Raw genomic sequence first — 22,153 nt, forward strand, 5'->3', positions numbered from 1 at the left:
CCGTGCCGGCCCCGCGGCTCAGGCACCGGCGGCCCGCCCGCGGCCGTGCTTGGCCGCGTACATGTCGGCATCGGCGTGGCGCAGCAGGGTTTCCGCGTCGCGGCCGTCGGCCGGGCAGCAGGCCACGCCGATGCTGACGCCGATGCGCGCGAACGACGGCTGCGCCTGGCGTTGGTCCAGCGCCGCCTGCAGCATGCCGGCCACCGCGCGGGCGTCGTCCGCGTGACCGCAGTCCGGCAGCAGCGCCACGAACTCGTCGCCGCCGACGCGGGCGATGAAGTCGCCGTGGCGCAGCGCCTGGCGCAGGCCAGCGGCGGTCTCGCGCAGCACCTGGTCGCCCAGCGCGTGGCCATGGCGGTCGTTGATCGCCTTGAAGCCGTCCAGGTCCAGGTACAGCACGGCCAGCGGCCGGGTGCCGTCGGCCAGCAGCCGGTCCAGTTCCTCGCGCAGCCGGTGGCGGTTGGGCAGCCGGGTGAGCGGGTCGTGCGCGGCCATGAACTCCAGCCGCCGCTCCAGGTCGCGCAGTTCGGTGACCGGGTGGCCCACGGCGATGCGCACGCCGTAGTCGGGCAGCCACCTGGCCGACCACTGCATGTCCACCAGCCCGCCGTCGCGGCGGACGTAGCGGTTGCGGAAGTGCGGCAGCGGCCGGCCCTCCATCACCCGCTGCACCGCCTGCGCGGTGGTGGCGTGGTCATCCGGGTGGATGAGTTCGGTCATGCGCCGCCCCAGCACCTCCTCGGGGCGATAGCCGATCAGCCGCTCGAAGGCGGCGTTGACCGCCAGGTAATGGCCTTGCGGGTCGACCACGCACACCACGTCGGGCAACAGGTCGAGGATCTCGCCCGGGGGCGGCAGCGTCGGGGGCATGCGGGGACGGCGGGGCAGGGGCGGGAAGGGGATTATCGCGCCGCCATGCGGGGCCGGCGGAAGACCGGCGGGCGTCGGCCACCGCCCGCGGCGTTTGCTACCCTGTGCCGCTTTTGGATGGCGGCCCCGGCCCGAACCGCGCGAGATAGTCCCCCATGAAATGGTTCCGCATCGTCCCGATCCTGCTGCTGATCGCGCTCAACACCCTGCTGCACTGCCTGCCGCTGTTCGCGGTGGCGCTGTTCAAGGCGTTGCTGCCGCTGGCCGCGGTGCGCCGCGCCTGCAACCCGCTGCTGACCGGGCTGGCCGAGAGCTGGATCGGGGTGAACAGCGCGATGATGCAGGCGTTCACCCGCACCCGCTTCACGGTCGACGTCCCGGCCACGCTGGCGCGCGACGGCCACTACCTGGTGCTGGCCAACCACCAGAGCTGGGTGGACATCCTGGTGCTGCAGAAGGTGTTCAACCGGCGCATTCCGCTGCTGCGCTTCTTCCTCAAGCGCTCGCTGTTCTGGGTGCCGGTGCTGGGGCTGGCGTGGTGGGCGCTGGATTTCCCGTTCATGGGCCGCTACAGCCGCAAGCAGATCGCCCGCAACCCGGAGCTGGGCCGGCGCGACATGGAGGCGACGCGGCGCGCCTGCGCGCGCTTCCGCGACATCCCGGTGGCGGTGATGAACTTCGTCGAAGGCACCCGCTTCACCCGTGCCAAGCACGACGGCCAGGGCTCGCCGTTCCGGCACCTGCTCAAGCCCAAGTCCGGTGGCGTGGCCTTCGTGCTCGATGCGATGGGGCAGGGCCTGCATGCGCTGCTGGACGTCACCATCGTCTACCCCGGCGGCATCCCGTCGATGCTGGACCTGATGGCCAACCGCGTCCCGGAAGTGAAGGTGCTGGTGCGACAGCGGCCGATCCCGGCCGATCTGGTTGCCGGCGATTACCAGGGCGACCGCGCTTTCCGCGCACGCTTCCAGCAGTGGATGAACGGGCTGTGGCAGCAGAAGGACGCGGACATCGCCGGCCTGCTTGCCGACCCCGCCCGCCCGGGGTGACCGGCGCCGGCGTGGCCTCGCCGCCGCGCCGGGCGGTGTAGAGTGCGCGCCTGTCCGTCATCACCAGGAGCCGCCATGACCACCGCTTTTTATCCCATCGGGACCCCCGGCCAGGCCTGGGGCGCGGCGGAAAGGGCGCAATGGCTGGCGCGGCAGCGCGTGCAGCGCAGCTATGCCGACGACGTGCTGGCCCGGATCGACGCGCTGCGCGACCGCTTCGACGTGGCCGGATACGGCGAACTGGACTATCCCTCCGGCCGCTATCCGCTGCTGGCGATCCGCAGCCGCGGCTGGGACGACGCGCTGCCGGTGGCGCTGGTGACCGGTGGCGTGCACGGCTACGAAACCAGCGGCGTGCTGGGCGCGCTGAAGTTCGTCGAGCGGCACGGCGCCGACTACGCCGGCCGCTGCAACCTGCTGGTCGCGCCCTGCGTGAGCCCGTGGGGCTATGAGCGCATCCAGCGCTGGAACGCGCTGGCGCTGGACCCCAACCGCAACTTCACCGCCGCCAGCCCGGCGCCCGAGTCGGCGGCGCTGATGGCACTGGTGCAGCCGCTGGCGGGGCGCTTCGTGATGCACATCGACCTGCACGAGACCACCGACAGCGACGAAGGCGAGTTCCGCCCGGCGCTGGCCGCGCGCGATGGCAAGCCGTTCGAGGCGGACAGCGTCCCCGACGGCTTCTACCTGTGTGCCGACGCGCTCAACCCGCAACCGGCGTTCCAGCAGGCGGTGATCGCCGCGGTAGCCGCGGTCACCCACATCGCGCCGGCGGACGCGCAGGGGCGGATCATCGGCTCGCCGGTGGTCGCGCACGGGGTGATCGAGTACCCGTACAGGGCACTGGGCCTGTGCGCGGGCATCACCGACGCGCGCTACACCACCACCACCGAGGTCTACCCCGACAGCCCGCGCGCCACGCCCGTGCAGTGCGACGACGCCCAGGTGGCCGCGGTGCGCGGCGGGCTGGAGTACGCGCTGGCTTGACCCGCGCCCAGGACCGGCCTGCCCGGCACCGCTGCGCGGCGGCGGGCCCGGGCACGCGCGCAGCGGCGCTAGCGGCGCCTGCGGATCAGGGTGGAGGACGCCTGCAGCACGGCGCGGGTGAGCAGCGCCATCGACGCGACTTCGCCCTTCCAGTGCTGCCAGTACAGCGGGATGTCCTCCCAGGCGCGCGCCTTGACGTAGACCAGGCGCCCGCTGTCCAGGTGGCGGCGAACCAGCGGCAGCGGGTTCATGGTCCAGCCCAGGCCGCCGAGGTTGGCATGGACGAAGGCGCGGGTGGAGGGGATCCACCAGGTCGGCGCCTGCAGCGGTTGCTGCGAGCCGGTCAGGCGCTGGGCATAGCGCGCCTGCAGGTCGTCCTTGCGGTTGAACACCAGTACCGGGGCCTGCGCCAGCGCCTGCGCGGTGACGCCCCTGGGGAAGTGCCGCGCATGGAACTCGGGGGTGCAGGTGGCGGCGTAGCGCATGCTGCCCAGCGCGTGGATCTGGCAGCCCTGCACCGGCTCGGACAGGGTGGTGACCGCGCCCAGCACCGCGCCCTGGCGCAACAGCGCGGCGGTGTGGTCCTGGTCCTCGGTATGCAGGTCCAGGGTGGTGCTGCCGAGCCGGGCGAACGCCAGCGCGGCCTCGGGAAACCAGGTTTCCATGCTGTCGTGGTTCACCGCCACCGGGATGCTGGCGCGTGGCAGGTCGGCGTCTGACAGGCCGATGCGCTCGAACGCATCGCGCTCCAGCAGCGCGGTCTGCTCGGCCAGGCGCACCAGCACCTGGCCCTCGGCGGTGGCCTCGGTGGGCGTGGTGCGCCGGACCAGCAGCTTGCCGACCCGCTCCTCCAGCGCCTTGATCCGCTGCGATACCGCCGAGGCGGTGACGTTCAACGCCAGCGCGGCGCGCTCGAAGCTGCCTTCGCGGATCACCGCCGCCAGCGCCCGCAACTGGGCATGGTCGATGCGCATGATTAAGTTCTGCTAATGAGGGTTTAAGAAGTTTAGCTCCACTTCTGGATGCTGCACTGCGACAATCGCCGCCGTCGACACATCCCCGGTGTGTCCTCCCCACCCGCAGACAGGCAGTTTCCCCCCATGTTTTCCGTCGTAACCGCCCAGGCCACCAGCGCCGCCTGGCTCAGCGGTGCCGGTACCGGCATCGGTCTTTTCGCTGTGGTCGGCGCGCAGAGCGCCTTCATCCTGCGCCAGGGCATCCTGCGCCAGCACGTGATCCCGGTGATCGCCACCTGCTTCGCCATCGACGCGGCCTTCATCTTCGCCAGCGTGGCGGGCCTGCGCACGCTCACCAGCCAGTTGCCGTGGCTGACGACCGTGCTGCTGTGGGGCGGCGTCGCCTTCCTGGTCTGGTATGCGCTGCAGTCGGCGCGGCGGGCCGTGGCCGGCGGTGGCGGCATGCAGCTGGACGACAGCGCGCAATCCTCGCGCCGGGCGGCGATGATGGCCGCGGCCGGGTTCTCGGTGATCAACCCGCATTTCTGGCTGGACATGGTGGTGATCGGTTCGATCGCCGACAACTTCGGCCACGCGCGCATGGCGTTCGCCGCCGGCGTGGTCACCGCCAGCGCGCTGTGGCTGACCGCGCAGGGCCTGGGCGCGCGCCTGCTGACGCCGCTGTTCCACAAGCCCGGCACCTGGCGGGTGCTGGACGGCACGATCGCGGTGATCCTGAGCGTGCTGGCGCTGACCCTGGCGCTGCGCGGCGTCGGTTGATGGCGCGGGCGTTGCCCAGGCGCATCCGCGCGGGCGCCAGTGCACTACCGGGGCGCGCACCTCGCGGCGGCGCATGAGCCAGCCGCGGCCCGCGCTGTGGACCCCGGGGTTCGTGTTGGCGTGCATCGCCAACTTCCTGATGGGCATGTCGTTCTACGTGCTGATGCCGACGCTGCCGTTCCATCTCGTGGAGCAGCTGCGGATCGGCGAGGCCACGGTGGGGCTGGTGTTGTCCAGCTACGTGATCGCCGCGCTGCTGGTGCGGCCGTTCTCCGGCTTCATCGTCGATCGCTTCAACGCCAAGCACGCCTACCTGCTGGCGCTGGCGGCCTACGTGCTGTTCACCTCCGGCTACCTGCTGGCGCACACCGTGCTGGTGTTCGTGCTGGTGCGGCTGGGCATCGGCGTGACCTTCGCGGTGATGAGCACCGCGGCCAACACCCAGGCCATCGACATCATCCCGTCGGCGCGCCGCGGCGAGGGCATCGGCCTGTTCGGGTTGATGAGCAGCCTGGCGATGGCGCTGGGGCCGATGGCCGGGTTGTGGCTGATGGACCACCATCCGTTCCAGGTGATCTTCGAGGCGGCGGTGGCCGCCGGCATCGCTGGCCTGCTGGTGGCGTCGCGGGTGCATGCGCCGCGCAAGCGGCGCGACGGTGCCGCGGCGGTGTTGTCGCTGGATCGTTTCCTGCTGGTACGCGGCCTCCCGCTGGCATTGAACCTGGCCGTGATCGGCCTGGGCTACGGCATGCTGCTGGCCTTTGCCGCGCTCCACGGCAAACAGTTGGGCGCGGGCAATACCGGCATCTTCTTCACCCTGATGGCGGTGGGCATGATGATCTCGCGCGGCTTTTCCGGGCGCCTGATCGACGGCGGCCGGGTGGTGCTGGCGACCAACGGCGGCAGCCTGGCGATCGTCGCCGGGCTCGGGCTGATGGCGTATGCGGCCGCACCGGCGACGTACTACCTGTCCGGGCTGCTGGCCGGCTTCGGCTTCGGCGTGGTCTACCCGGCCTACCAGACGATGATGGTCAATCTCGGCGGCCATGCCCGCCGCGGCACCGCGGTGGCCACCTATTTCTGCGCGCTGGACGTGGGCATCGGCGCCGGCATGGTGCTGGCCGGCCTGGTCGCCGCCCGCTTCGGGCTGGCCGCCGCGTTCGCCAGCGGCGCCGGCCTGGCGCTGCTCGCCGGCCTGGTCTATGCGCTGCGGTTGTCGGCGCGCTTCGTGCGCGCGCCGTTGCCGCAGGCCGCGCTCGCCAGCGGCGCACCGGCGGGCGCAGACGACTGACGATCGGCGGCTTGGCCGGCGCCGGCCTGTGGCAGAATCAATCCGCATGCGGCGGCCGTGGATGGCCGCGCCATTACCTCCGGGGGAAGCAATGAAGAAGTACCTGCCCGTCATCGCCGTGCTGTGCCTGCTGTCGGCCTGCAGCCAGGGGATCAAGGGCGTCTATGCCGATGCGATGGGCGTCACCCGGTACAGCTTCACGCCCGGCGGCACGGTCACCATCGAGGCGATGGGCATCTCCCAGGAAACCACCTACGTGCGCGAGGGCGATACCTTGAAGGTGGCGTTGCCGCAGAAGGGCGCGTCGCTGAATTTCACCATCAACGAAGACGGTTCGCTGGGCGGTCCGCTCGGCATCCGCCTGGAAAAAGCCGACAGGTAACGGGGCGCGGCATGCGGCCTTCAGCTCCCGCCCGCCCAGGGTACCAGCCATGCAACCGGTGATCGTCCCGGCGCTGCTGGCCGCACTGCTGGCCGGCGTGGGCGCGGCCTGGTGGTTCGGCCGGCGGCGTCCGCAGGCGGCCTGGAGCTTCGTCCCCGAGGCCGCCGATGCCGACCACGCTGCCGCCCCGGCAATGGACCCGACGCTGCTGCCGCGGATGCGCCGGCAGTTCCTGCGCGCCGCGCTCGGCATCGAAGACGACGCGGCGGAGCCGCCCGCTGCGGCCGAGCACCGCCAGATCGCCGATACGGTGATGGCGGTGCTGGAGCGCGCGGACCTGTCGCAACGCTACATCCCGCGGCGCCCGCACCTGCTGCCGCAGCTGATCCAGAGCGTCAACGACAGCACCGCCTCGGCGCGTTCCATCGGCCGCATCATCGGCAGTGACCCGTTGCTGACGGTGAACCTGCTGCGCATCGCCAACAGCGCCCTGTACCGCTTCCAGCAACAGGAAGTACGCAGCATCGAGCGGGCGGTGACCGTGGTCGGCAACGAAGGCATCCGCCAGATCATTTCCGCGGCGCTGGTGCAGCCGGTGATGAACCCTCCCGACGGCGATGGCGGCCGGTTCTCGCAGCGGGTGTGGGATTACACCCTGCGCATGTCGCTGGCCGCGGCCGACCATGCCCGCAGCGTGGAGCGCGAAGACGGCTTCTCCGCGCAGCTGGCCGGCCTGCTGCGCGGGCTGGCGATGGTGATGGTGGTGCGCGCCACCGCCGACGCCTATTCGCGCCGGCAGACGCTGGCGCCGTCGCCGGCCCTGCTGCTGTCGCTGCTGGAACGCTGCACCCCGCTGCTGGCGGCGCGGATCGCGCGCGCATGGCAGCTTTCCGCCGATGTTGCCGCGGCGCTGGAGGCCGGCGGGCAGGGCGCGCCATCGACGCCATTGGCGCGTTCGCTGGAGGTCGGCGAACTGGCCGCGGCGTTGTCGATGCTGTGCCGCGAAGGACTGCTGGAGGAAGCGCAGGCACTGGAGACGCTGTCCGCCTGCGTTCCCGGCCATGTCGGTGGCTGGCTGTGGAAGCGGGTCAGCCCGGACGCGCCGGGCGAGGGCTGAGCCGCGCCTCGCGGCGCGGCATCACAGTTGTGATTCCAGCGGCAGCCAACTGATCACCCGGGCGGTGGCGCGCTGCAGCCAGGTGGTGTCCGGTTCGGCGACGTAGTCGGCCGGTGGCGTCCGCGCGCGGTCCAGCCAGCGCAGGTTCCCGTCGCTGTCCAGATACAGGTAGTAGCTCAGCTCGGCGCCGGACAGGCGCAGGTATTCCTCGCGCAGCTGTGCGGCCAGCACCGGATCGTCGAACAGCACGCCCATTTCGGTATTGAGGTAAGCCGAGCGCGGGTCCAGGTTGAACGAGCCGACGAAGCCGCGCCGGTCGTCGACGACGATGGCCTTGGTGTGCAGGCTGGCGCCGCTGCTGCCGAAGGCCGAGCCGCGGCCGCTGTCGCTGCCGCGTGATTTGAGTTCGTACACGTTGGCGCCGCCGCGCAGCAGCGGCAGCCGGTAGTGCATGTAGCCGCTGTGCACCGCGGCCACGTCATTGGCCGCCAGCGAATTGGTGACGATGCCCACCTGCACGCCGTCGGCCAGCTGCCGCAGCAGTTCACCGGTGCCGCTGTCGCCGGGGACGAAATAGGGCGATATCAGCAGGGTCTTGTGCCGCGCCTGCCCCAGTTCCTGGCCCAGGCGCGTCACCAGCCAGTCGCCGCGGTCGTTGTCACGGTGCTTGAGCGGCGGGTCGGAATGGACCTGGAGGCGCCCGGTCCAGTGCAGCGGCAGGCGCCCGCCGACATAGGGGCCGGCCAGCCGCTCGCGCAGCCGTTGCAGGTAGGGCAGCGCCTCTTCCCGGCGCGCGTCCAGCGCCGCGCGGGAAACCAGCTGGTCGAGCTGGCGCTCCGAATGCGCGGCGAGGGCGGCGATCGGTACGGCGGCGGGGCTGTTCCAGAATGCGTCGAAGATGGCGCTGGCCTCGCCGGCGGCCGGGCCGGCGAGCAGCAGGTCCAGGTCGCGGAAATTGACGTCCTCGCGGGCATCGAAGTACTCGGCGCCGATGTTGCGGCCGCCGACGATGGCCACGCGGCCGTCGGCGATCCAGGCCTTGTTGTGCATGCGGTGGTTGATGCTGAAGACCCGCTGCACCATCTCCACCAGCCGCCACAGGCCCTCGCGGTTGCGGAACGGGTTGTACAGGCGCACTTCGATGCGCGGGTGCGCGTCGAGCGCCAGCAGCTGCGCATCCAGCCCCTTGGCGTTCATGTCGTCCAGCAGCAGCCGCACGCGCACCCCGCGCGCGGCCGCGGCGTATACGTCGTTCACCAGCAGGTGGCCGACCATGTCGTCGTGCCATATGTAGTACTGCAGGTCGAGGCTGCGGCCGGCCTGGCGGGTGACCACCGAGCGCGCGGCGAAGGCTTCCAGGCCGTCGACCAGGTAGGCCGCGCCGCTGCGGCCCGGGTGTGCGGCCAGCTGCGGCTCGAGCGCGCGGTCCAGCGCGGTCTGCCCGGCGCGTGGCGGCAGCGCCGTGGAGGGCTCGCCGACGGCGCGCGGGGTGAGCCAGTCGCCCAGCAGCAGGCCGCTGGCGACCAGCAGCAGGAGCGCGGCAAGGATGCGGCCGCACAGGCGCAGCAGGCGCCTGCCGCGGGAAGGGGAAGGTTCCATGGGCGCATCCTAGCGGTGTCCGGGTGATGCCGGTGCGTCGGCCATGACGTTCCGGGGGTGTGGGCGCGGCGGGGTCTGGGCGAGAATCGCGCTTTGCCCTGCCCGAGCCCGCCGATGCGCAACCGTTCCCGTTCCTTCCGTGCCCCCAGCCTGGTGGTCCAGATCATCATCGGCCTGCTCGCCGGCATCGTGCTGGCGCTGGCCTGGCCGCAGGGCGCGCACGCCGCCGGCCTGCTCGGCACGGTGTTCGTGGCCGCGCTCAAGGCGGTCGCCCCGGTGCTGGTGCTGGTCCTGGTGACGGCCTCCATCGCCAACCACCAGCAGGGGCAGAAGACCCACATCCGCACGATCCTGCTGCTGTACGTGGCCGGCACCCTGGCCGCGGCGCTGGTCGGCGTGCTGGCCAGTTACCTGTTTCCCAGCACACTGCTGCTGAAGGCCCCCACCGACGCCGGGCTGAGCGCGCCGGGGGGCATCGGCGAGGTGCTGCGCGCCCTGCTGATGCAGGTGGTGGACAACCCGGTCAACGCGCTGGCCCGCGCCAACTACATCGGCCTGCTGGCCTGGGCCATCGGCCTGGGGCTGGCGCTGCGCCATGCCGGCGCCGGCACGCGCGCGCTGGTCGGCGATCTGTCCGCCGCGATCACCTGGATCGTGCGCATGGTGATCCGTCTGGCGCCGCTGGGCGTGTTCGGCATCGTCGCCTCGCTGCTGGCCGAATCCGGTCTCGGCGCGCTGAAGGTCTACCTGCACGTGCTGTGCGTGCTGGTGGGGGCGATGCTGTTCATGGCCTTCGTCGGCAACCCGCTGATCGTGGCGCTGACCACCCGCCGCAACCCGTACCCGCTGGTGCTGCGGTGCCTGCGCGAGAGCGGCATCACCGCGTTCTTCACCCGCTCCTCGGCGGCCAACATCCCGGTCAACATGGAGCTGTGCCGCAAGCTGGGCCTGCACGAGGAGACCTATTCGGTGGCGATCCCGCTGGGCGCGACCATCAACATGGCCGGCGCGGCGATCACCATCTCGGTGCTGACGCTGGCGGCGGTCAACACCCTGGGCATCGCCGTGGACCTGCCCACCGCGCTGCTGCTGAGCGTGGTGGCGGCGATCGGTGCCTGCGGTGCCTCCGGCGTGCCGGGCGGCTCGCTGCTGCTGATCCCGCTGGCCTGCGGCCTGTTCGGCATCTCCAACGACGTGGCGATGCAGGTGGTGGCGGTGGGCTTCATCGTCGGCGTGGTGCAGGACTCGGCCGAGACCGCGCTCAACTCCTCCACCGACGTGGTGTTCGTGGCCGCCGCCGAACAGGCACGCGGGCGCGGCTGAACATGGCGCCGCGCCTCACCCCCGCGGTCCGCATCGGCCTGTCCATCGCCGTGGCCACCGGCCTGTACGGCATTTCCTTCGGGGCACTGGCGGTGGCATCGGGCTTCAGCGTCGGCCAGACCGCGGCGCTCAGCCTGCTGATGTTCACCGGCGGCTCGCAGTTCGCCTTCATCGGCGTGATCGGTGCCGGTGGCGGCGGCCCGGCCGCGTTTAGCGCGGCCACCCTGCTGGGCATCCGCAACGCGGTGTACGGCGCGCAGATCAACCACCTGCTGCGGCCGCGCGGCTGGCTGCGCCCGCTGGCGGCGCAGGTCACCATCGACGAATCGGCGGCCACCGCCGCCGGCCAGGACGCGCCGGCCGAGCAGCGCCGCGGGTTCTGGGTCGCCGGTGTCGGCGTATACGTGCTGTGGAACCTGTGCACCCTGCTGGGCGCGCTGCTCGGCGATGCACTGGGCGACCCGCGCCGCTGGGGGCTGGACGGCGCCGCGGTGGCGGCCTTCCTGGGGCTGCTGTGGCCGCGCCTGCGCGCGCGCGAAGCGGTGGCCATCGCCGTGGCCTGCGCGCTGGTCACGGTGCTGGCGCTGCCGTGGGCGCCACCGGGCGTGCCGATCCTGCTGGCGGCTGCGGTTGCCGCGCTGTGGGGCGGGTTCGGGCGCGGGCCGGCCGATGAAGGGCTGGAGCCGGACGTGGCGCCCGGCCACGATGCGGGAGACGCCCGGTGACGCTGTGGGGTTGGGTGCTGCTGGCCAGCCTGGCGGCCTGGGCGATCAAGTTCTGCGGCTATCTGGTGCCGGTGCGCTGGATGCAGTCGCCGCGCATGACCCGCGTGACCGGTGCGCTGACCATCGGCCTGCTGGCGTCGCTGACCACGATGAACGCGGTGTCCGCCGGGCAGGGCGTGGTGCTGGACGCGCGCATCGGCGCGCTGTTGGTGGCCGCGCTGGCCCTGGCGCTGCGGCTGCCGTTCCTGGGGGTGGTGCTGGTGGGTGCGGTGGCGGCGGCTGTGCTGCGCTTGCTGGCGTAAGTGCGTGCAGGGCAAGCCCTGCACCTACGGAAGGGCTTTGCTCAGAAGCGCTGGCCGGAGCCGAGATAGCGCCACTGCCCGTCCGGCATCCGGCTCAGGCCGATGCGGCCGATACGCAGCCGCCGCACCCGGGTGGCGCGCAGGCCGACCGCGGCGCACATGTGCTGCAGCTGGCCCGGCCGCACGTCCTTGATCGCGAAGCGCAGGCGCTGCTCGCTCTGCCAGCTGACCTTGCAGGCGGGCAGTGCGCGGCCCTGGTACTCCAGGCCGTGGGTCAGCCGCGGCAGCGCCCAGGGGCTGCCTTCGCCGTCCACGTCCACCATGAATTCCTGTTCCAGCGTCGCGCCGGTCTCGAGCAGGTGGCGGCGCACACGCCAGTCCTGGGTGAGCACCACCAGCCCGCAGGCATCGTCGTCCAGCGGCATCGGCGTTTCCAGGCGCAGGAAGTGGCGGTGCAGCAGGCGGATGCCGGACGCATCGTCGGCGAAGCGCGCGTCCTCGCGCAGCAGCGCGGACATTTCTTCGGTTGTGCAGCCGGCGGGCTTGTTCAGCAGCAGCGTCGCCGGTTCGGCCGGCTCGCTGCTGGCGCCGGCGGTGAGGGTGACGGTCTGCGCGCCCACCATCGCCTGCGGCGCCTCCACCACCACCCCGTCGACGCGGACCCAGCCACCCTCGATGTAGTGCCGGGCCTGGGCGCGGGAACAGTTCAGCTGCGCGGCGAGGCGCTTGTCGAGGCGGATCGGGCTGGTCATGGGGGCGGACAGTACGGCAGGCGGGGAGTGTAGCGCCGTGACGACCGTAGGTGCCGGGCTTGCCCGGCACGAGGCTTTCCCGGCGAGGCGGCATGCGGGGCAAGCCCCCGCCTTACGGGACGTCAGGAGAGCTGGCGGTTTCGTGCTCCAGCGCGGTCAGGTACAGGCGCAGGTCGAATTCCAGCTGGTGGTAGTCCGGTTCCATGTGCAGGCACAGCTGGTAGAAGGCCTTGTTGTGCTCGGCCTCCTTCAGGTGCGCCAGCTCGTGTACCACGATCATGCGCAGGAACGGCGCCGGGGCATCGCGGAACACGCTGGCGATGCGGATCTCGCGGCTGGCCCTGAGCCGGCCGCCGTGGTTGCGCGACACCGCCGTGTGCAGTCCCAGTGCATGCTTGAGTACCTGCAGCTTGCCGTCGTACAGCACCTTGCCCAGCGGCACCGACTGGCGCAGGTGGCGCTCCTTCAGCGCCTGCACGTAGTCGTAGAGCTGGCGGTCGCTGCGCACCGCGTGCGGCTCCGGGTAGCGGCGGCGCACGGCCTCGCCCAGGGCTCCCTGCGCCAGCAGCGCGCGGGCGTGCTGCTGCAGGTGTTCGGGGTAGCCGGCGAGGTAGGTCAGGGGCTGCATCGGCAGGCGCGGGCGGGGACGGGTCGGTATCATGCAGCATCGTTCCGATCACGTAGTACGAAGATGGCAAAGGCGAATCCCCTGCAGGAGCAACTGCTCAAGGCCGGCCTGGTGAAGAAATCGCAGGTGGCCCAGGTCGCGCGCGAGCAGAACAAGGCGCGGCACGCCAAGGGGGCGCCCGCCGGCCCCAGCGACAGCCAGCGCGAGGCCGAGCGCGTGCGTGCGGAAAAGGCCGAGCGCGACCGCCTGCTGGCTGCCGAGCGCAACGCCCAGCGCCGCGCCGAGGAACTGCGCGCGCAGGCGCGGCAGATCATCGCCGACCGCCGGGTACCGCGCCGCGGCGAGCTGGAGTACCGCTTCAGCGATGGCGCCGCGATCCGCACCCTGCTGGTGGACGAGGCGCTGCGCAAGCAGCTGGCCGCCGGCACCCTGGTGATCGCGCGCCACGGCGAGGGCTTCGAGCTGCTGCCACGGCTGGCCGCCGAGAAGGTGCGCGAGCGCGACGCCAGCCTGATCGTGCTCGACCACGGCCAGCCCGGCGACGCGCCGGCGTCCAGCGGCAACGCCGAGGACGACGCCTATTACGCGCAGTTCGTGGTGCCCGACGACCTGGTGTGGTGACACCGCGGCGGCGCGTTGGCCCGGGGTACAGGCGTTTGCGCTAGGCTGGCCCCCGGTCACTACGGAGCAGCCAGCCATGGCCACCGGTTGGGCGGGAGATACCGCCGTTCAGGATCAGATCGACGCCACTGTCGAGGACGCCATCAAGCGTGCCCGCAGCCGCCTGCCCAGCGGGCCGGGGCTGGAGCGCTGCGAGGAATGCGATGCGCCGATTCCCGAGGCGCGGCGCAGGGCCATTCCCGGCGTACGCCTGTGCGTGGCCTGCCAGCAGGCGCTGGACGCGGAGGAGTCGGCGCACAGCGGCTACAACCGCCGTGGCAGCAAGGACAGCCAGCTGCGCTGAGGTCAGTGGTCACTGCCGCCGGCGCTGAAGCCGGTGGCCCAGCGCTGCATCGCGAACAGCCACCACACGCCGCCGGCGACGGCGACCAGCCCGCCGACCAGGCCGATGTGCTGCATGCCCAGGCGCAGCCCGACCTGGCTGCCGATCAGCGCGCCGGCGCCGATGCCGATGTTGAAGATGCCCGAGAACAGCGCCATCGCCACGTCGGTGGCGTCGGCCGCCAGCCGCAGCACCTTGGACTGCATCGACAACGCGAAACAGATCATCGCCACGCCCCACACCGAGGCCAGTGCGTAGAGCATCCACGCGCCGCCGGTGGCCGGGCGCAGGCCCAGCAGGCACAGCGCCAGGGTGCCGACGGCGGCGAGCAGGAAGCCACGCGGCCAGCGGGTGCCCAGGCGCGCGAACAGCACGCTGCCGAACAGGCCCGTGCCGCCGAACAGCAGCAGCACCCAGGTGGTCACGTGCGTGTCGAAGCCGCCGACCTGCTGCACGAACGGTTCGATGTAGCTGTAGCCGGTGAACTGCGCCGCCACCACCACCATCACCAGCAGGTACAGCGCCAGCAGCGCCGGCCGGCGCAGCAGCAGCGGCAGGCTGCGGACCGACCCGCTGTTCTGGCTGGGCAGCGGCGGCAGCAGCCGCGCCAGCACCGCCATCGCCAGCAGGGCGACACCGCCGATGGCCAGGAAGGTGATGCGCCAGCCCAGCAGTTCGCCGATGACCCGGCCCAGCGGGATGCCCAGCACCATCGCCACCGAGGTGCCCGTGGCCAGCAGCCCCAGCGCCTGCGGGCGCTTGTCCGCCGGCGCGATGCGCACCGCCAGCGAGGCGGTGATCGCCCAGAACACCGCGTGTGCCAGGGCAATGCCGATGCGGCTGAGCATCAACACGCCGAAACTCCAGGCCAGTGCCGACAGCAGGTGACTGGCCACGAACAGCGCGAACACGCCCAGCAGCAGGCGGCGGCGGTCGACATCGCGGGTGAGCAGCATGCCGGGCAGCGACGCCAGCGCGACCACCCAGGCGTAGGCGGTGAGCATCAGCCCGACATGCTCGATGGGCATGCCGAAACTGCCGCCGATGTCGCTCAGCAGCCCGACCGGAACGAATTCGCTGGTGTTGAACACGAAGGCGGCCATCGCCAGCGCGACCACGCCCAGCCAGCGCTGGCGGTCGCTGCGGACGACGGCAACGGGCGAGGCGGCGTCCGCAGCGGGAGCGGAGCACGGGGAGAGGGGAGAGCGGGACATTGCGGAAAGGGAGCCGGTGGGGGGCGGCTCTGCTGCGGTGCTGCGGGCGGAATTTTCGCACGCAGCGGCCGTACGCGGACGGAACGCTGTGGTACGCGATGGGCGCAGGCAGCCGGGGATGCTGCTGCCTTCGGCAGAGACTCAGCCGTCGCCCTGGATCGCCTGCGCCTGCGTGGCGGCGGCCATCCAGCGGCGCAGTCCGCGCTGGAAGAACAGGCTGTTGGGTATCTGCATCAGCGTGCCCTCGGCCGGGCCGCCGATCTCCTGCAGCGTGGTGTAGATCAGGTTGATGTCGATCACCTGGCCCTTCAGCCCGGGCCTCTCGCCGTTCTCCAGCAGTTCGATGCGGTCGCCGAGGCGGAACGGCCGGGTGGTGAAGATCAGCAGCGCGCAGAAGATGTTGGACAGCACGCTCCAGGCGGCGAAGAACGCCACCGCGCCGACCGCGGCGAAACCGGTGAACGCGGTCCACAAAATGGTCGGCGATACCCCGAGCTGGTCGAGGATGGCCACCAGCGCGGCGCTGCCGATCACGAAGTTGGACAGCCGCCGGGCGGCGGTTTCCACCTGCGGCGGCAGTGTGTAGTGCATGCCCAGGCGCGCCAGCAGGCGCCGGGTGAGCAGGCGCAGCAGCCACGCCACCAGCAGGATCAGGATGACCACCAGCGCGGTGTCGAGCAGGTTGATCCATCCATGCATCCATTCGGGCAGGTAGTTCTTCATCGGGTTGTCTCCTTGCGGCGCCGCGCCCGCTCGCGGGCAGCTGCGTTGCAACGTTCGGGTAAGCGGTGCGTGGCCATGCCGCCGGTACTGCCGCGCCACGGCCCGGGCACGGGCCGGCGCGGGGCCGCCGTGCGTACCGCGCACGCCGGGCGCCAGCGGCCGCGGTGGGCTTGCCGACGGGGCGCGGCGCCGGCGTCGGTGCGGGCAGCGGTGGACAGGGACATGGTTGGCAGGCGGGGGGCGAGGCGGGATTGTCGGCCAGCCGGCGCGGCCTTGTCAGCCCATATCGGCGTGGCCGCTGCGCCGCCCCGGCAAAAAGATCGCCGCCGGCTTTAAACCTTTCCGCTGGCCGCCGCATCCAACGGATATGCTCGACGCCACCGTGACCGTCACCGCTCCTTTCCCGCAGGCCGCCGACGATGCCGCGCTGGCGCGTGCCGCCGCCGGTGGCGACCGCCACGCCTACGAGCGCATCTACCGCCGCCACGCCCCGCGCCTGTATGCGCTGCTGTGGCGGCTGTGTGGCGGCAACGCGGCGCGTGCCGACGACGCGCTGCAGGAGACCTTCATCCAGGCCTGGCGCACGTTGCCGCAGTTCCGTTTCGAGAGCGCGCTGGGCACCTGGCTGCACCGCATGGCGGTGAACACGGCGCTGATGGAACTGCGCGCCAGCGCCGCGTTCGAGGCGCTGGATATCGGCGAGGAGGGCATGGACCTGCTGGCGCGGATGCCGGCGTCCAGTCGTTGCCAGGCCACCGGGCTGGACCTGGAGCGCGCGCTGGAAACGCTGCCGCCCCGCGCCCGTGCGGTGCTGGTACTGCACGACATCGAGGGCTGGAAGCACCACGAAATCGCCGAGGAACTGCAGATGGCCGTCGGCAGTTCCAAGGCACAGCTGCATCGTGCGCGCGGGTTGTTGCGCGCACGCCTGGGAGAAACACAATGAACGAACACGATTCCGACCACGACCACGACCACGACCACGACCACGACCACGATGACCTGGCCGCGCGCCTGCGCCGGCTTCCCAGCGAGCGCGTGCCGCCGGCCGCGGCCTGGCAGCACATCGCCGCACGGCTGCACGAGGCGCCACGCGAGCGGCCCGCCGCGGTGACCCCGCGCTCACGCCCGCGCCCGCGCCATCGGCGCTGGACCTCCGTCGCCGCGGCCGCCGCGGTGGCGGCGCTGGCATTGCTGGGCACCGGCCGCTGGTGGGCCGGGTCCCCGCCGCAGGCCACCCAGGCGACACGGATGACGCAGGCATCGTCGCTGGCGGCGCAGGCCGACGCGCTGGCCGCGACCTATCGCCAGGCACTGGCGGCGATCCCGCAGGACAGCGTGCCGGCCGAACTCGCGCCGGCGCTGCACGAGCTCGATGCCAGCGCCGGCAGCATCCGCTCGGCGATCGCGCAGAGCCCCGATGCCGGGTTCCTGCTCGGCCAGCTGCGGCGCACCTACGCGCTGCGGCTTGAACTTACCCGGCAGGGCCTGGATGGCGCCGGTCTTTCCACCTGAAGGAGAATCCCCGTGAATGTTTCCCTGCGACACCTGCTGGCCGCCGTCGTGCTGCTGGCCCCCCTGGCACCGGCGCTGGCGCAGACGCCGGTCAACGAACACCACCCACTGTCCAGCGGCGGGCGGGTGGAGATCAGCAACATCGCCGGCTCGGTGAACGTGCGCGGCTGGGACCGCAACGAGGTGCAGCTGACCGGCACCCTGGGCGAAGGCCAGCGCCTGGAGGTCCAGAACAGCGCCAACCGCGTGCAGCTGAAGGTGGTGTACCCGCGCAACAGCCGCAACAGCCGGGGCGCGGTGCTGGAACTGCGGGTGCCGCGCGGCAGCGAACTGCAGGCCGGTACCGTCAGCGCCACGCTGGACGTGGCCGATGTCGATCTGCGCAGGTTGCAGGCCAACACCGTCAGCGGCGGCATCACCGTGCGCGGGCAGGCCGGGCAGGCCACGCTCAATACCGTCAGCGGCGCGATCCGCTCGCAGCTGCGTACCCCGCGGCTGGAGCTGCGCACGGTCAGCGGCGCGATCAACGCCAGCGGTGGCAGCGGCGGCGAGGTGGCGGCCAACTCGGTGTCCGGGCCGGTCGACCTGGACCTGTCGGCGGTGCAGCGGCTCGACGCCGAAACCGTGTCCGGCGGGCTCGGCGTGCGCAGCGCCGGGTTGCAGCCGGGCGGGCGCATCAGCCTGCAGACGGTGAGCGCGCCGATCGCGCTGGCGCTGCCGGCGCGCACCTCCGCGCAGCTGAAGGTCAGCAGCTTCAGCGGCGCCATCCGCTCGGACGTGGGCCAGGTCGAGCACCCGCGCTACGGTCCGGGAAGCAGCCTGGACGCGCGCCTCGGCGGCGGCGACGGCGACATCTCCATCACCTCGCATTCGGGCAATGTGCGGGTGGACCTCGGCGCGCGCTGAGCATCCCCGCCAGGCCCGCCCCGGCGAACCCGGGGCGGGCGGCTACAATAGCGGGCTTGCAACGTCATCGTCTGGAGTCGCCATGCCCGTTTCTTCCTGCCCGCAGTGTTCGTCGCAGAACGTCTATCCCGACGGCGCGCTGTGGATCTGCGCCGATTGCGGCCACGAATGGACCCCGGGCGAGGCGGGCGAAGCGGCGCTGGTGGTGCGCGACAGCAACGGCAACGTACTGGTCGCCGGCGACACCGTCACCGTCATCAAGGACCTGAAGGTCAAGGGTTCGTCGATCCCGCTCAAGCAGGGCACGGTGATCCGCAACATCCGCCTGGTCGAGGACGACGCCGAGCACATCGAAGGCAACTCGGACAAGATCAAGGGCCTGGTGCTCAAGACTTGCTTCCTGCGCAAGGCCTGAGCCCGCGCGTGGCGGCCGCCGGGCGCGTCAATGCCCGGCGTGCCGGGCGGTGAGCCGGCGCAGCGCCTCCAGTTTGGCCTGGTAGATCGCACGCAGGTGGTCGGAGCTGCCCAGCTCGCGGGCCCGCTCCAGTTCGCGCACCGCGCGGCGGTCGTCGCCGCTGAGCGAGTAGGCGCGCGCCAGCCCGAAGTGGAACTGGTGCGCGCTGCCATACAGCCGCACCGCATGCCGGTAGTAGTGGATGGCGGCGGCGTAATCGGCACGGCGTTCGGCTTCCACGCCCTGGATGAACTGGTAGAACGGGTCGCGCTCGTGTTCGCGCCGCAGCCGCGCGTCCAGCCGCGCGGCACGCGCGTTGTCGCCGATCCGCAGGTACAGCGCGCTGGCGTTGGCGAGCGTGGAGGGCAGGTCGGGGTCGATGGCCAGGGCCCGGTCGAACGCGGCCGCCGCGGCGGCGGTGTCGCCCGCGCGGGTTTCCAGCACGCCCAGGTTGTTCCATGCCGGCGCGAAGCGCGCCTCCTGCTGCAGCGCCACCCGGAAATGCTCGCGGGCCGCCGCGACCTGCCCCTCGGCCAGCAGCTCGGCACCGCGGTTGTTGTAGAAATGGGCCAGTGCGTGCTGGTCGGAAACCGGGCGCGGGCCACGACGGTCGTACAGCACGTCCTGGTCCAGGTCCAGGGTGCCGCGGCGACCATTCACGCGCAGCCCGACGTTGACGTGCCCCGCGTTGTAGACCACGCCCTGCTCCTGGTACCAGGTGACGACCCGTCCGACCTCCTGGACGTCGGCCTCGATACCCGCTTCGCGCGCCAGGGCCATGAACAGCAGGGTGAAGGAAAGGCAATTGGCGCGGCGCTGGCGCCAGGCCTCGGCGACGGTCAGGGTCGCGGCGGTGTCGTACCGCAGCGCTGCATCCGGGGCCTCCGCCGCGGCCGGCGCGCGGGGCTGGAAGACCAGTTCCATCAGCCGCTGCAGGCGCTGTTCCGGCGAGCGGCTGGGCGCGATGACCTCCTCGCGCACCCGTTGTTCCAGCGCGGGAGGAATGGCCATGATCTGTTCGGGCGTCGGTGGCGCCAGCCGCGCGTCCGCCGCGTCCGGCGGGGCGACGCTGATGGCGGCGAGCAGGGCGAAAGCACTCCAGGCGATCATGGCGACCCCGGTGGGTTGCGGCGGCGGCACCAGTGTAAGCCTGTCGCCGCCGCCTGGCGCGGCATCCACAGAAGGTGTGGACCGGGGCTTGGCAAAGATGTGGATAACTCGCGGCAGCCCTTGTGCCGTCGGCGTCGCACGCGGCTGGTCATATTTTCGCCATGCGCGTTGCGGGCAGCGGCGGCGCACGGCCCGGCACCGCGCCGGGTCTGCTAGTATCCGCGCCCCAGACCAGGCCGGCCGCCGTACCCCGGCGCGCTCCGCCGGCCGGCGTTTCCATTCGACCATGACGAAGTTCATTCCCTCCGCCGAGGCGCAACTGTCGCTGGGTCTCGGCAGCGACATCCCCACCGAGCGCCTGTTCTTCGCGGTGATGCCGGACCCGGCCACCGCCTGGCGCATCGCCGAACTGGCCGAGGGACTGCGTGCCGAACACGGCCTGGACGGACGGCCGCTGGCGCGCGAGCGGCTGCATGTCACCCTGCATCACCTGGGCGATTACGCCGGTCTGCCGCCGAGCCTGCTGGCCAAGGTGCAGCAGGCCGCGGCGCGGGTGCGGATGCCGGAATTCGAGGTGTGCTTCGATGAAGTCGGCAGCTTTGCCGGTGGCCGCCAGCATCCGTTCGTGCTGCGCAGCGCGCATGGTGCCGACCTGCTGCAGGGCCTGCACCAGGAGCTGGCGCGCTGCCTGCAGGCCATCGGCAGCCGCCCCGATCCGGGGTTCACGCCGCACCTGACCCTGCTCTACGACAAGCGGCGCCTGCCGGTGCAGCCGGTGCAGCCGATGCGCTGGCTGGTGCGTGAGTTCGTGCTGATCCGCAGCTTCCTCGGGCAGACCCGCTATCAGCTGGAAGGGCGCTGGACGCTGGGCTGAGGGCCGTCGCCGGGCGCCGCCGCCGCGCGGTGCCGGCCAGCAGGGCGCGGGCAGGGCACGCGTTGGCGTGAGGCCCGCAACCGGCGTCGCCGCCGCCGCGGCCGTTGCCTAGAATGGCGCATGGACCTGATTCCGATGCCGCTGCCGGCAGGCCAACTGGCCGAGATCGAAGCCGCGCACGCGCAGCCCCCGCGTGCGTACCACAACCTTGGCCACGTGCAGGCGTTGCTGCACCACCATCGCGACGTCGCCGCCGGCCCGGGCTGGCGGCAGCCGCGCGAGGTGGCGCTGGCGATGCTGTACCACGATGCGGTGTACGAGGCCGGGCGCGGCGACAACGAAGCGCGCTCGGCGGCGATGGCGCGGGCCGCGATCGCGCGCTGGCTGCCCGATGCCGGCGTGGATGCGGAGCGGGTGGCGGCGCTGATCGCGCTCACCGCGCGCCACGGCCAGGTACGTGGCGATGAGCTGGACGCGGACGCGGCGCTGTTCCTGGACAGCGACATGGCCATTCTTGGCGCGCCGCCGGACGTGTTCGATGCCTATGACCGTGGCATTGCCGAGGAGTACCGGGGCAAGGTGCCGGGTTTCCTGTTCCGGCTCAATCGTCGGCGTTTCCTGAAGGGGGTGCTGGCGCAGCCGCGCATTTTCTTCAGTGATTTCTTCCATGCGCGGTATGACGCGCAGGCGCGCGAGAATCTGCGGCGGGTGACGGGCTGAGGCGTGTTGGATGCCTATGACCGTGGCATCGCCGAGGAGTACCGGGACAAGGTGCCGGGTTTCCTGTTCCGGCTCAACCGCCGGCGTTTCCTGAAAGGGCTGCTGGCGCAGCCACGCATTTTCTTCAGCGATTTCTTCCATGCGCGGTATGACGTGCAGGCGCGGGAGACTCTGCGGCGGGTGACGGGCTGAGGCCTGCTTTGGCTTTGGCTTTGGCTGTTGCTCATTGCTTTTGACTTTCAGGGTCCCCTTCCGCAGCGACGGAGCCGGTGGGAATAACCCGAAGGGCGACGTGCATGGATGCACGTCGTTTTTCGACGCGACAGGGGCGAACCGGAAATAGGCGAAGCACTGCTTCGCCCCGGTGAGCGGGCTGGCGCCGTGAGGCGACTGCCCCGGCCCCAGCTGCATCGCAGCTGGGTCGCGTAGAAAAATCCCTCCGGCGGAGTGGACCCGGAGTGCCGACGGCACGGAGGGCGCGGAGGCAGGGGCGTGTTTCTCTTGGTTACTTCTCTTTGCACGAGCAAAGAGAAGTAACTCGCTCCTGCGAAGCAGGGGCGAAAGCTCTGCTTTCAAGCTTCCGCTTTCATACTTGCCCCAAGCCCATTGAACTTCTTGGCTATCACCTTGGCCTTCGCTCCTGTCGGTTTGAGAGGCCAAGCAAAGGCTGGAGCAGGAGCAGGAGCAGAAGCTTTCGCTCCCCTTCGGGGCGCGAGCCACCTTTCTTTGCTCGTGCAAAGAAAGGTGGCCCAAAGAAACACGCCCTGCCTCCGCGCCCGTCGCGCTACGCGCGCCGGGTTCACTCCGCCGGCGGGATTTTTCGACGAGACATCCTTGTCTCGTCGAAAAACGACGTGCATCCCTGCACGTCGC

25 protein-coding genes and 1 pseudogene are annotated in these 22,153 nt (G+C 71.4%); 18 read left to right on the plus strand and 8 right to left on the minus strand.

The window, feature by feature from the left end; all coding sequences use genetic code 11:
* Positions 1–18: 18 nt before the first annotated feature.
* Positions 19–870 (minus strand): sensor domain-containing diguanylate cyclase, encoded by an 852-nt coding sequence (locus ACJ7VY_RS05590; protein ID WP_293756818.1) that lies wholly within the window; start codon positions 868–870, stop codon positions 19–21.
* Positions 871–1,025: 155 nt separating this feature from the next.
* On the opposite strand from ACJ7VY_RS05590, the gene ACJ7VY_RS05595 reads away from it, so the two are divergent.
* Together ACJ7VY_RS05595 and ACJ7VY_RS05600 are read left to right on the plus strand one after the other, a co-directional pair.
* Entirely contained in the window at positions 1,026–1,919 is an 894-nt protein-coding gene (locus ACJ7VY_RS05595) for an acyltransferase (protein WP_161614680.1), read from the plus strand.
* 75 nt (positions 1,920–1,994) lie between these two features.
* Complete coding sequence (locus tag ACJ7VY_RS05600; RefSeq protein ID WP_409476527.1) at positions 1,995–2,906, plus strand: M14 family metallocarboxypeptidase; 912 nt, start codon at positions 1,995–1,997, stop codon at positions 2,904–2,906.
* Between the two features lie 68 nt (positions 2,907–2,974).
* Here ACJ7VY_RS05600 and ACJ7VY_RS05605 read toward each other — a convergent pair whose 3' ends face one another.
* Positions 2,975–3,880: a LysR family transcriptional regulator ArgP gene (locus ACJ7VY_RS05605; RefSeq protein ID WP_409476528.1), complete on the minus strand. Its 906-nt coding sequence runs from the start codon at positions 3,878–3,880 to the stop codon at positions 2,975–2,977.
* Positions 3,881–4,006: 126 nt separating this feature from the next.
* Here ACJ7VY_RS05605 and ACJ7VY_RS05610 point away from each other — a divergent pair, with 126 nt between their 5' ends.
* From ACJ7VY_RS05610 to ACJ7VY_RS05625, 4 genes are all read left to right on the plus strand, one after another.
* Positions 4,007–4,642, plus strand: coding sequence for a LysE/ArgO family amino acid transporter (locus ACJ7VY_RS05610; protein WP_161614678.1), 636 nt, complete (start codon positions 4,007–4,009; stop codon positions 4,640–4,642).
* A gap of 73 nt (positions 4,643–4,715) precedes the next feature.
* Positions 4,716–5,933 carry an MFS transporter gene (locus tag ACJ7VY_RS05615; RefSeq protein WP_409476529.1) on the plus strand — a complete coding sequence of 406 codons (1,218 nt, stop codon included), beginning with the start codon at positions 4,716–4,718 and terminating at the stop codon, positions 5,931–5,933.
* A 91-nt stretch (positions 5,934–6,024) separates the two neighbouring features.
* A complete protein-coding gene (locus tag ACJ7VY_RS05620; RefSeq protein ID WP_054664458.1) occupies positions 6,025–6,315 on the plus strand; it encodes a hypothetical protein in 291 nt (96 codons plus the stop codon).
* Between the two features lie 49 nt (positions 6,316–6,364).
* Positions 6,365–7,432, plus strand: coding sequence for an HDOD domain-containing protein (locus ACJ7VY_RS05625; protein ID WP_409476530.1), 1,068 nt, complete (start codon positions 6,365–6,367; stop codon positions 7,430–7,432).
* A gap of 21 nt (positions 7,433–7,453) precedes the next feature.
* Here the strand turns inward: ACJ7VY_RS05625 and ACJ7VY_RS05630 are convergent, their stop codons facing one another.
* Positions 7,454–9,031, minus strand: coding sequence for a phospholipase D family protein (locus ACJ7VY_RS05630; protein ID WP_409476531.1), 1,578 nt, complete (start codon positions 9,029–9,031; stop codon positions 7,454–7,456).
* Between the two features lie 114 nt (positions 9,032–9,145).
* On the opposite strand from ACJ7VY_RS05630, the gene sstT reads away from it, so the two are divergent.
* Genes sstT through ACJ7VY_RS05645 form a run of 3 tightly spaced genes read left to right on the plus strand, consistent with a single transcriptional unit; the run spans position 9,146 to position 11,381 of the window.
* Positions 9,146–10,354 carry a serine/threonine transporter SstT gene (gene sstT, locus ACJ7VY_RS05635; RefSeq protein ID WP_240211536.1) on the plus strand — a complete coding sequence of 403 codons (1,209 nt, stop codon included), beginning with the start codon at positions 9,146–9,148 and terminating at the stop codon, positions 10,352–10,354.
* Positions 10,355–10,356: 2 nt separating this feature from the next.
* A complete protein-coding gene (locus ACJ7VY_RS05640; protein ID WP_104938440.1) occupies positions 10,357–11,079 on the plus strand; it encodes an AzlC family ABC transporter permease in 723 nt (240 codons plus the stop codon).
* Positions 11,076–11,381: an AzlD domain-containing protein gene (locus tag ACJ7VY_RS05645; protein WP_409476532.1), complete on the plus strand. Its 306-nt coding sequence runs from the start codon at positions 11,076–11,078 to the stop codon at positions 11,379–11,381. Before ACJ7VY_RS05640 ends, ACJ7VY_RS05645 begins: the two co-directional genes overlap by 4 nt.
* A gap of 41 nt (positions 11,382–11,422) precedes the next feature.
* Here the strand turns inward: ACJ7VY_RS05645 and ACJ7VY_RS05650 are convergent, their stop codons facing one another.
* On the minus strand, positions 11,423–12,133 hold the full coding sequence (locus ACJ7VY_RS05650; RefSeq protein ID WP_409476533.1) for an rRNA pseudouridine synthase: 711 nt from the start codon (positions 12,131–12,133) through the stop codon (positions 11,423–11,425).
* Positions 12,134–12,245: 112 nt separating this feature from the next.
* Positions 12,246–12,761, minus strand: a complete 516-nt coding sequence (locus ACJ7VY_RS05655) for a M48 family metallopeptidase (protein WP_312344610.1) — start codon at positions 12,759–12,761, stop codon at positions 12,246–12,248.
* A 63-nt stretch (positions 12,762–12,824) separates the two neighbouring features.
* On the opposite strand from ACJ7VY_RS05655, the gene ACJ7VY_RS05660 reads away from it, so the two are divergent.
* Complete coding sequence (locus tag ACJ7VY_RS05660; RefSeq protein WP_104938443.1) at positions 12,825–13,382, plus strand: DUF2058 domain-containing protein; 558 nt, start codon at positions 12,825–12,827, stop codon at positions 13,380–13,382.
* Positions 13,383–13,458: 76 nt separating this feature from the next.
* Positions 13,459–13,725 carry a DksA/TraR family C4-type zinc finger protein gene (locus ACJ7VY_RS05665; RefSeq protein ID WP_104938444.1) on the plus strand — a complete coding sequence of 89 codons (267 nt, stop codon included), beginning with the start codon at positions 13,459–13,461 and terminating at the stop codon, positions 13,723–13,725.
* Positions 13,726–13,727: 2 nt separating this feature from the next.
* Here the strand turns inward: ACJ7VY_RS05665 and ACJ7VY_RS05670 are convergent, their stop codons facing one another.
* Both ACJ7VY_RS05670 and ACJ7VY_RS05675 read right to left on the minus strand, forming a co-directional pair.
* Positions 13,728–14,978 (minus strand): sugar transporter, encoded by a 1,251-nt coding sequence (locus ACJ7VY_RS05670; protein ID WP_409476534.1) that lies wholly within the window; start codon positions 14,976–14,978, stop codon positions 13,728–13,730.
* A 141-nt stretch (positions 14,979–15,119) separates the two neighbouring features.
* Entirely contained in the window at positions 15,120–15,701 is a 582-nt protein-coding gene (locus tag ACJ7VY_RS05675; RefSeq protein ID WP_409476535.1) for a mechanosensitive ion channel domain-containing protein, read from the minus strand.
* Between the two features lie 367 nt (positions 15,702–16,068).
* On the opposite strand from ACJ7VY_RS05675, the gene ACJ7VY_RS05680 reads away from it, so the two are divergent.
* The 4 genes from ACJ7VY_RS05680 (at position 16,069) to ACJ7VY_RS05695 (ending at position 18,537) form a co-directional block, all read left to right on the plus strand.
* Entirely contained in the window at positions 16,069–16,647 is a 579-nt protein-coding gene (locus ACJ7VY_RS05680; protein ID WP_409476536.1) for an RNA polymerase sigma factor, read from the plus strand.
* The gene (locus tag ACJ7VY_RS05685) at positions 16,644–17,216 is read left to right on the plus strand and encodes a hypothetical protein (RefSeq protein ID WP_409476537.1); all 573 of its coding nucleotides are present in this window, start codon (positions 16,644–16,646) and stop codon (positions 17,214–17,216) included. The genes ACJ7VY_RS05680 and ACJ7VY_RS05685 overlap by 4 nt, the downstream gene beginning before the upstream one ends.
* A gap of 12 nt (positions 17,217–17,228) precedes the next feature.
* Positions 17,229–18,122, plus strand: coding sequence for a DUF4097 family beta strand repeat-containing protein (locus ACJ7VY_RS05690; protein WP_409476538.1), 894 nt, complete (start codon positions 17,229–17,231; stop codon positions 18,120–18,122).
* Between the two features lie 82 nt (positions 18,123–18,204).
* Positions 18,205–18,537: a zinc ribbon domain-containing protein YjdM gene (locus tag ACJ7VY_RS05695; RefSeq protein ID WP_104938448.1), complete on the plus strand. Its 333-nt coding sequence runs from the start codon at positions 18,205–18,207 to the stop codon at positions 18,535–18,537.
* 27 nt (positions 18,538–18,564) lie between these two features.
* Here ACJ7VY_RS05695 and ACJ7VY_RS05700 read toward each other — a convergent pair whose 3' ends face one another.
* The gene (locus tag ACJ7VY_RS05700) at positions 18,565–19,686 is read right to left on the minus strand and encodes a tetratricopeptide repeat protein (RefSeq protein ID WP_409476539.1); all 1,122 of its coding nucleotides are present in this window, start codon (positions 19,684–19,686) and stop codon (positions 18,565–18,567) included.
* A 286-nt stretch (positions 19,687–19,972) separates the two neighbouring features.
* Here ACJ7VY_RS05700 and thpR point away from each other — a divergent pair, with 286 nt between their 5' ends.
* The 3 genes and pseudogenes from thpR to ACJ7VY_RS05715 all read left to right on the plus strand — a co-directional run.
* The gene (gene thpR, locus ACJ7VY_RS05705; RefSeq protein WP_104938449.1) at positions 19,973–20,560 is read left to right on the plus strand and encodes an RNA 2',3'-cyclic phosphodiesterase; all 588 of its coding nucleotides are present in this window, start codon (positions 19,973–19,975) and stop codon (positions 20,558–20,560) included.
* A 120-nt stretch (positions 20,561–20,680) separates the two neighbouring features.
* Positions 20,681–21,280, plus strand: a complete 600-nt coding sequence (locus tag ACJ7VY_RS05710) for a hypothetical protein (protein ID WP_161615568.1) — start codon at positions 20,681–20,683, stop codon at positions 21,278–21,280.
* Positions 21,281–21,283: 3 nt separating this feature from the next.
* Positions 21,284–21,472, plus strand: a pseudogene (locus ACJ7VY_RS05715) (hypothetical protein); the annotation flags it as partial.
* Positions 21,473–22,153: the final 681 nt, after the last annotated feature.

The organism is Stenotrophomonas sp. Y-13 (assembly GCF_046267925.1).
GTDB lineage: Bacteria > Pseudomonadota > Gammaproteobacteria > Xanthomonadales > Xanthomonadaceae > Stenotrophomonas > Stenotrophomonas acidaminiphila_A.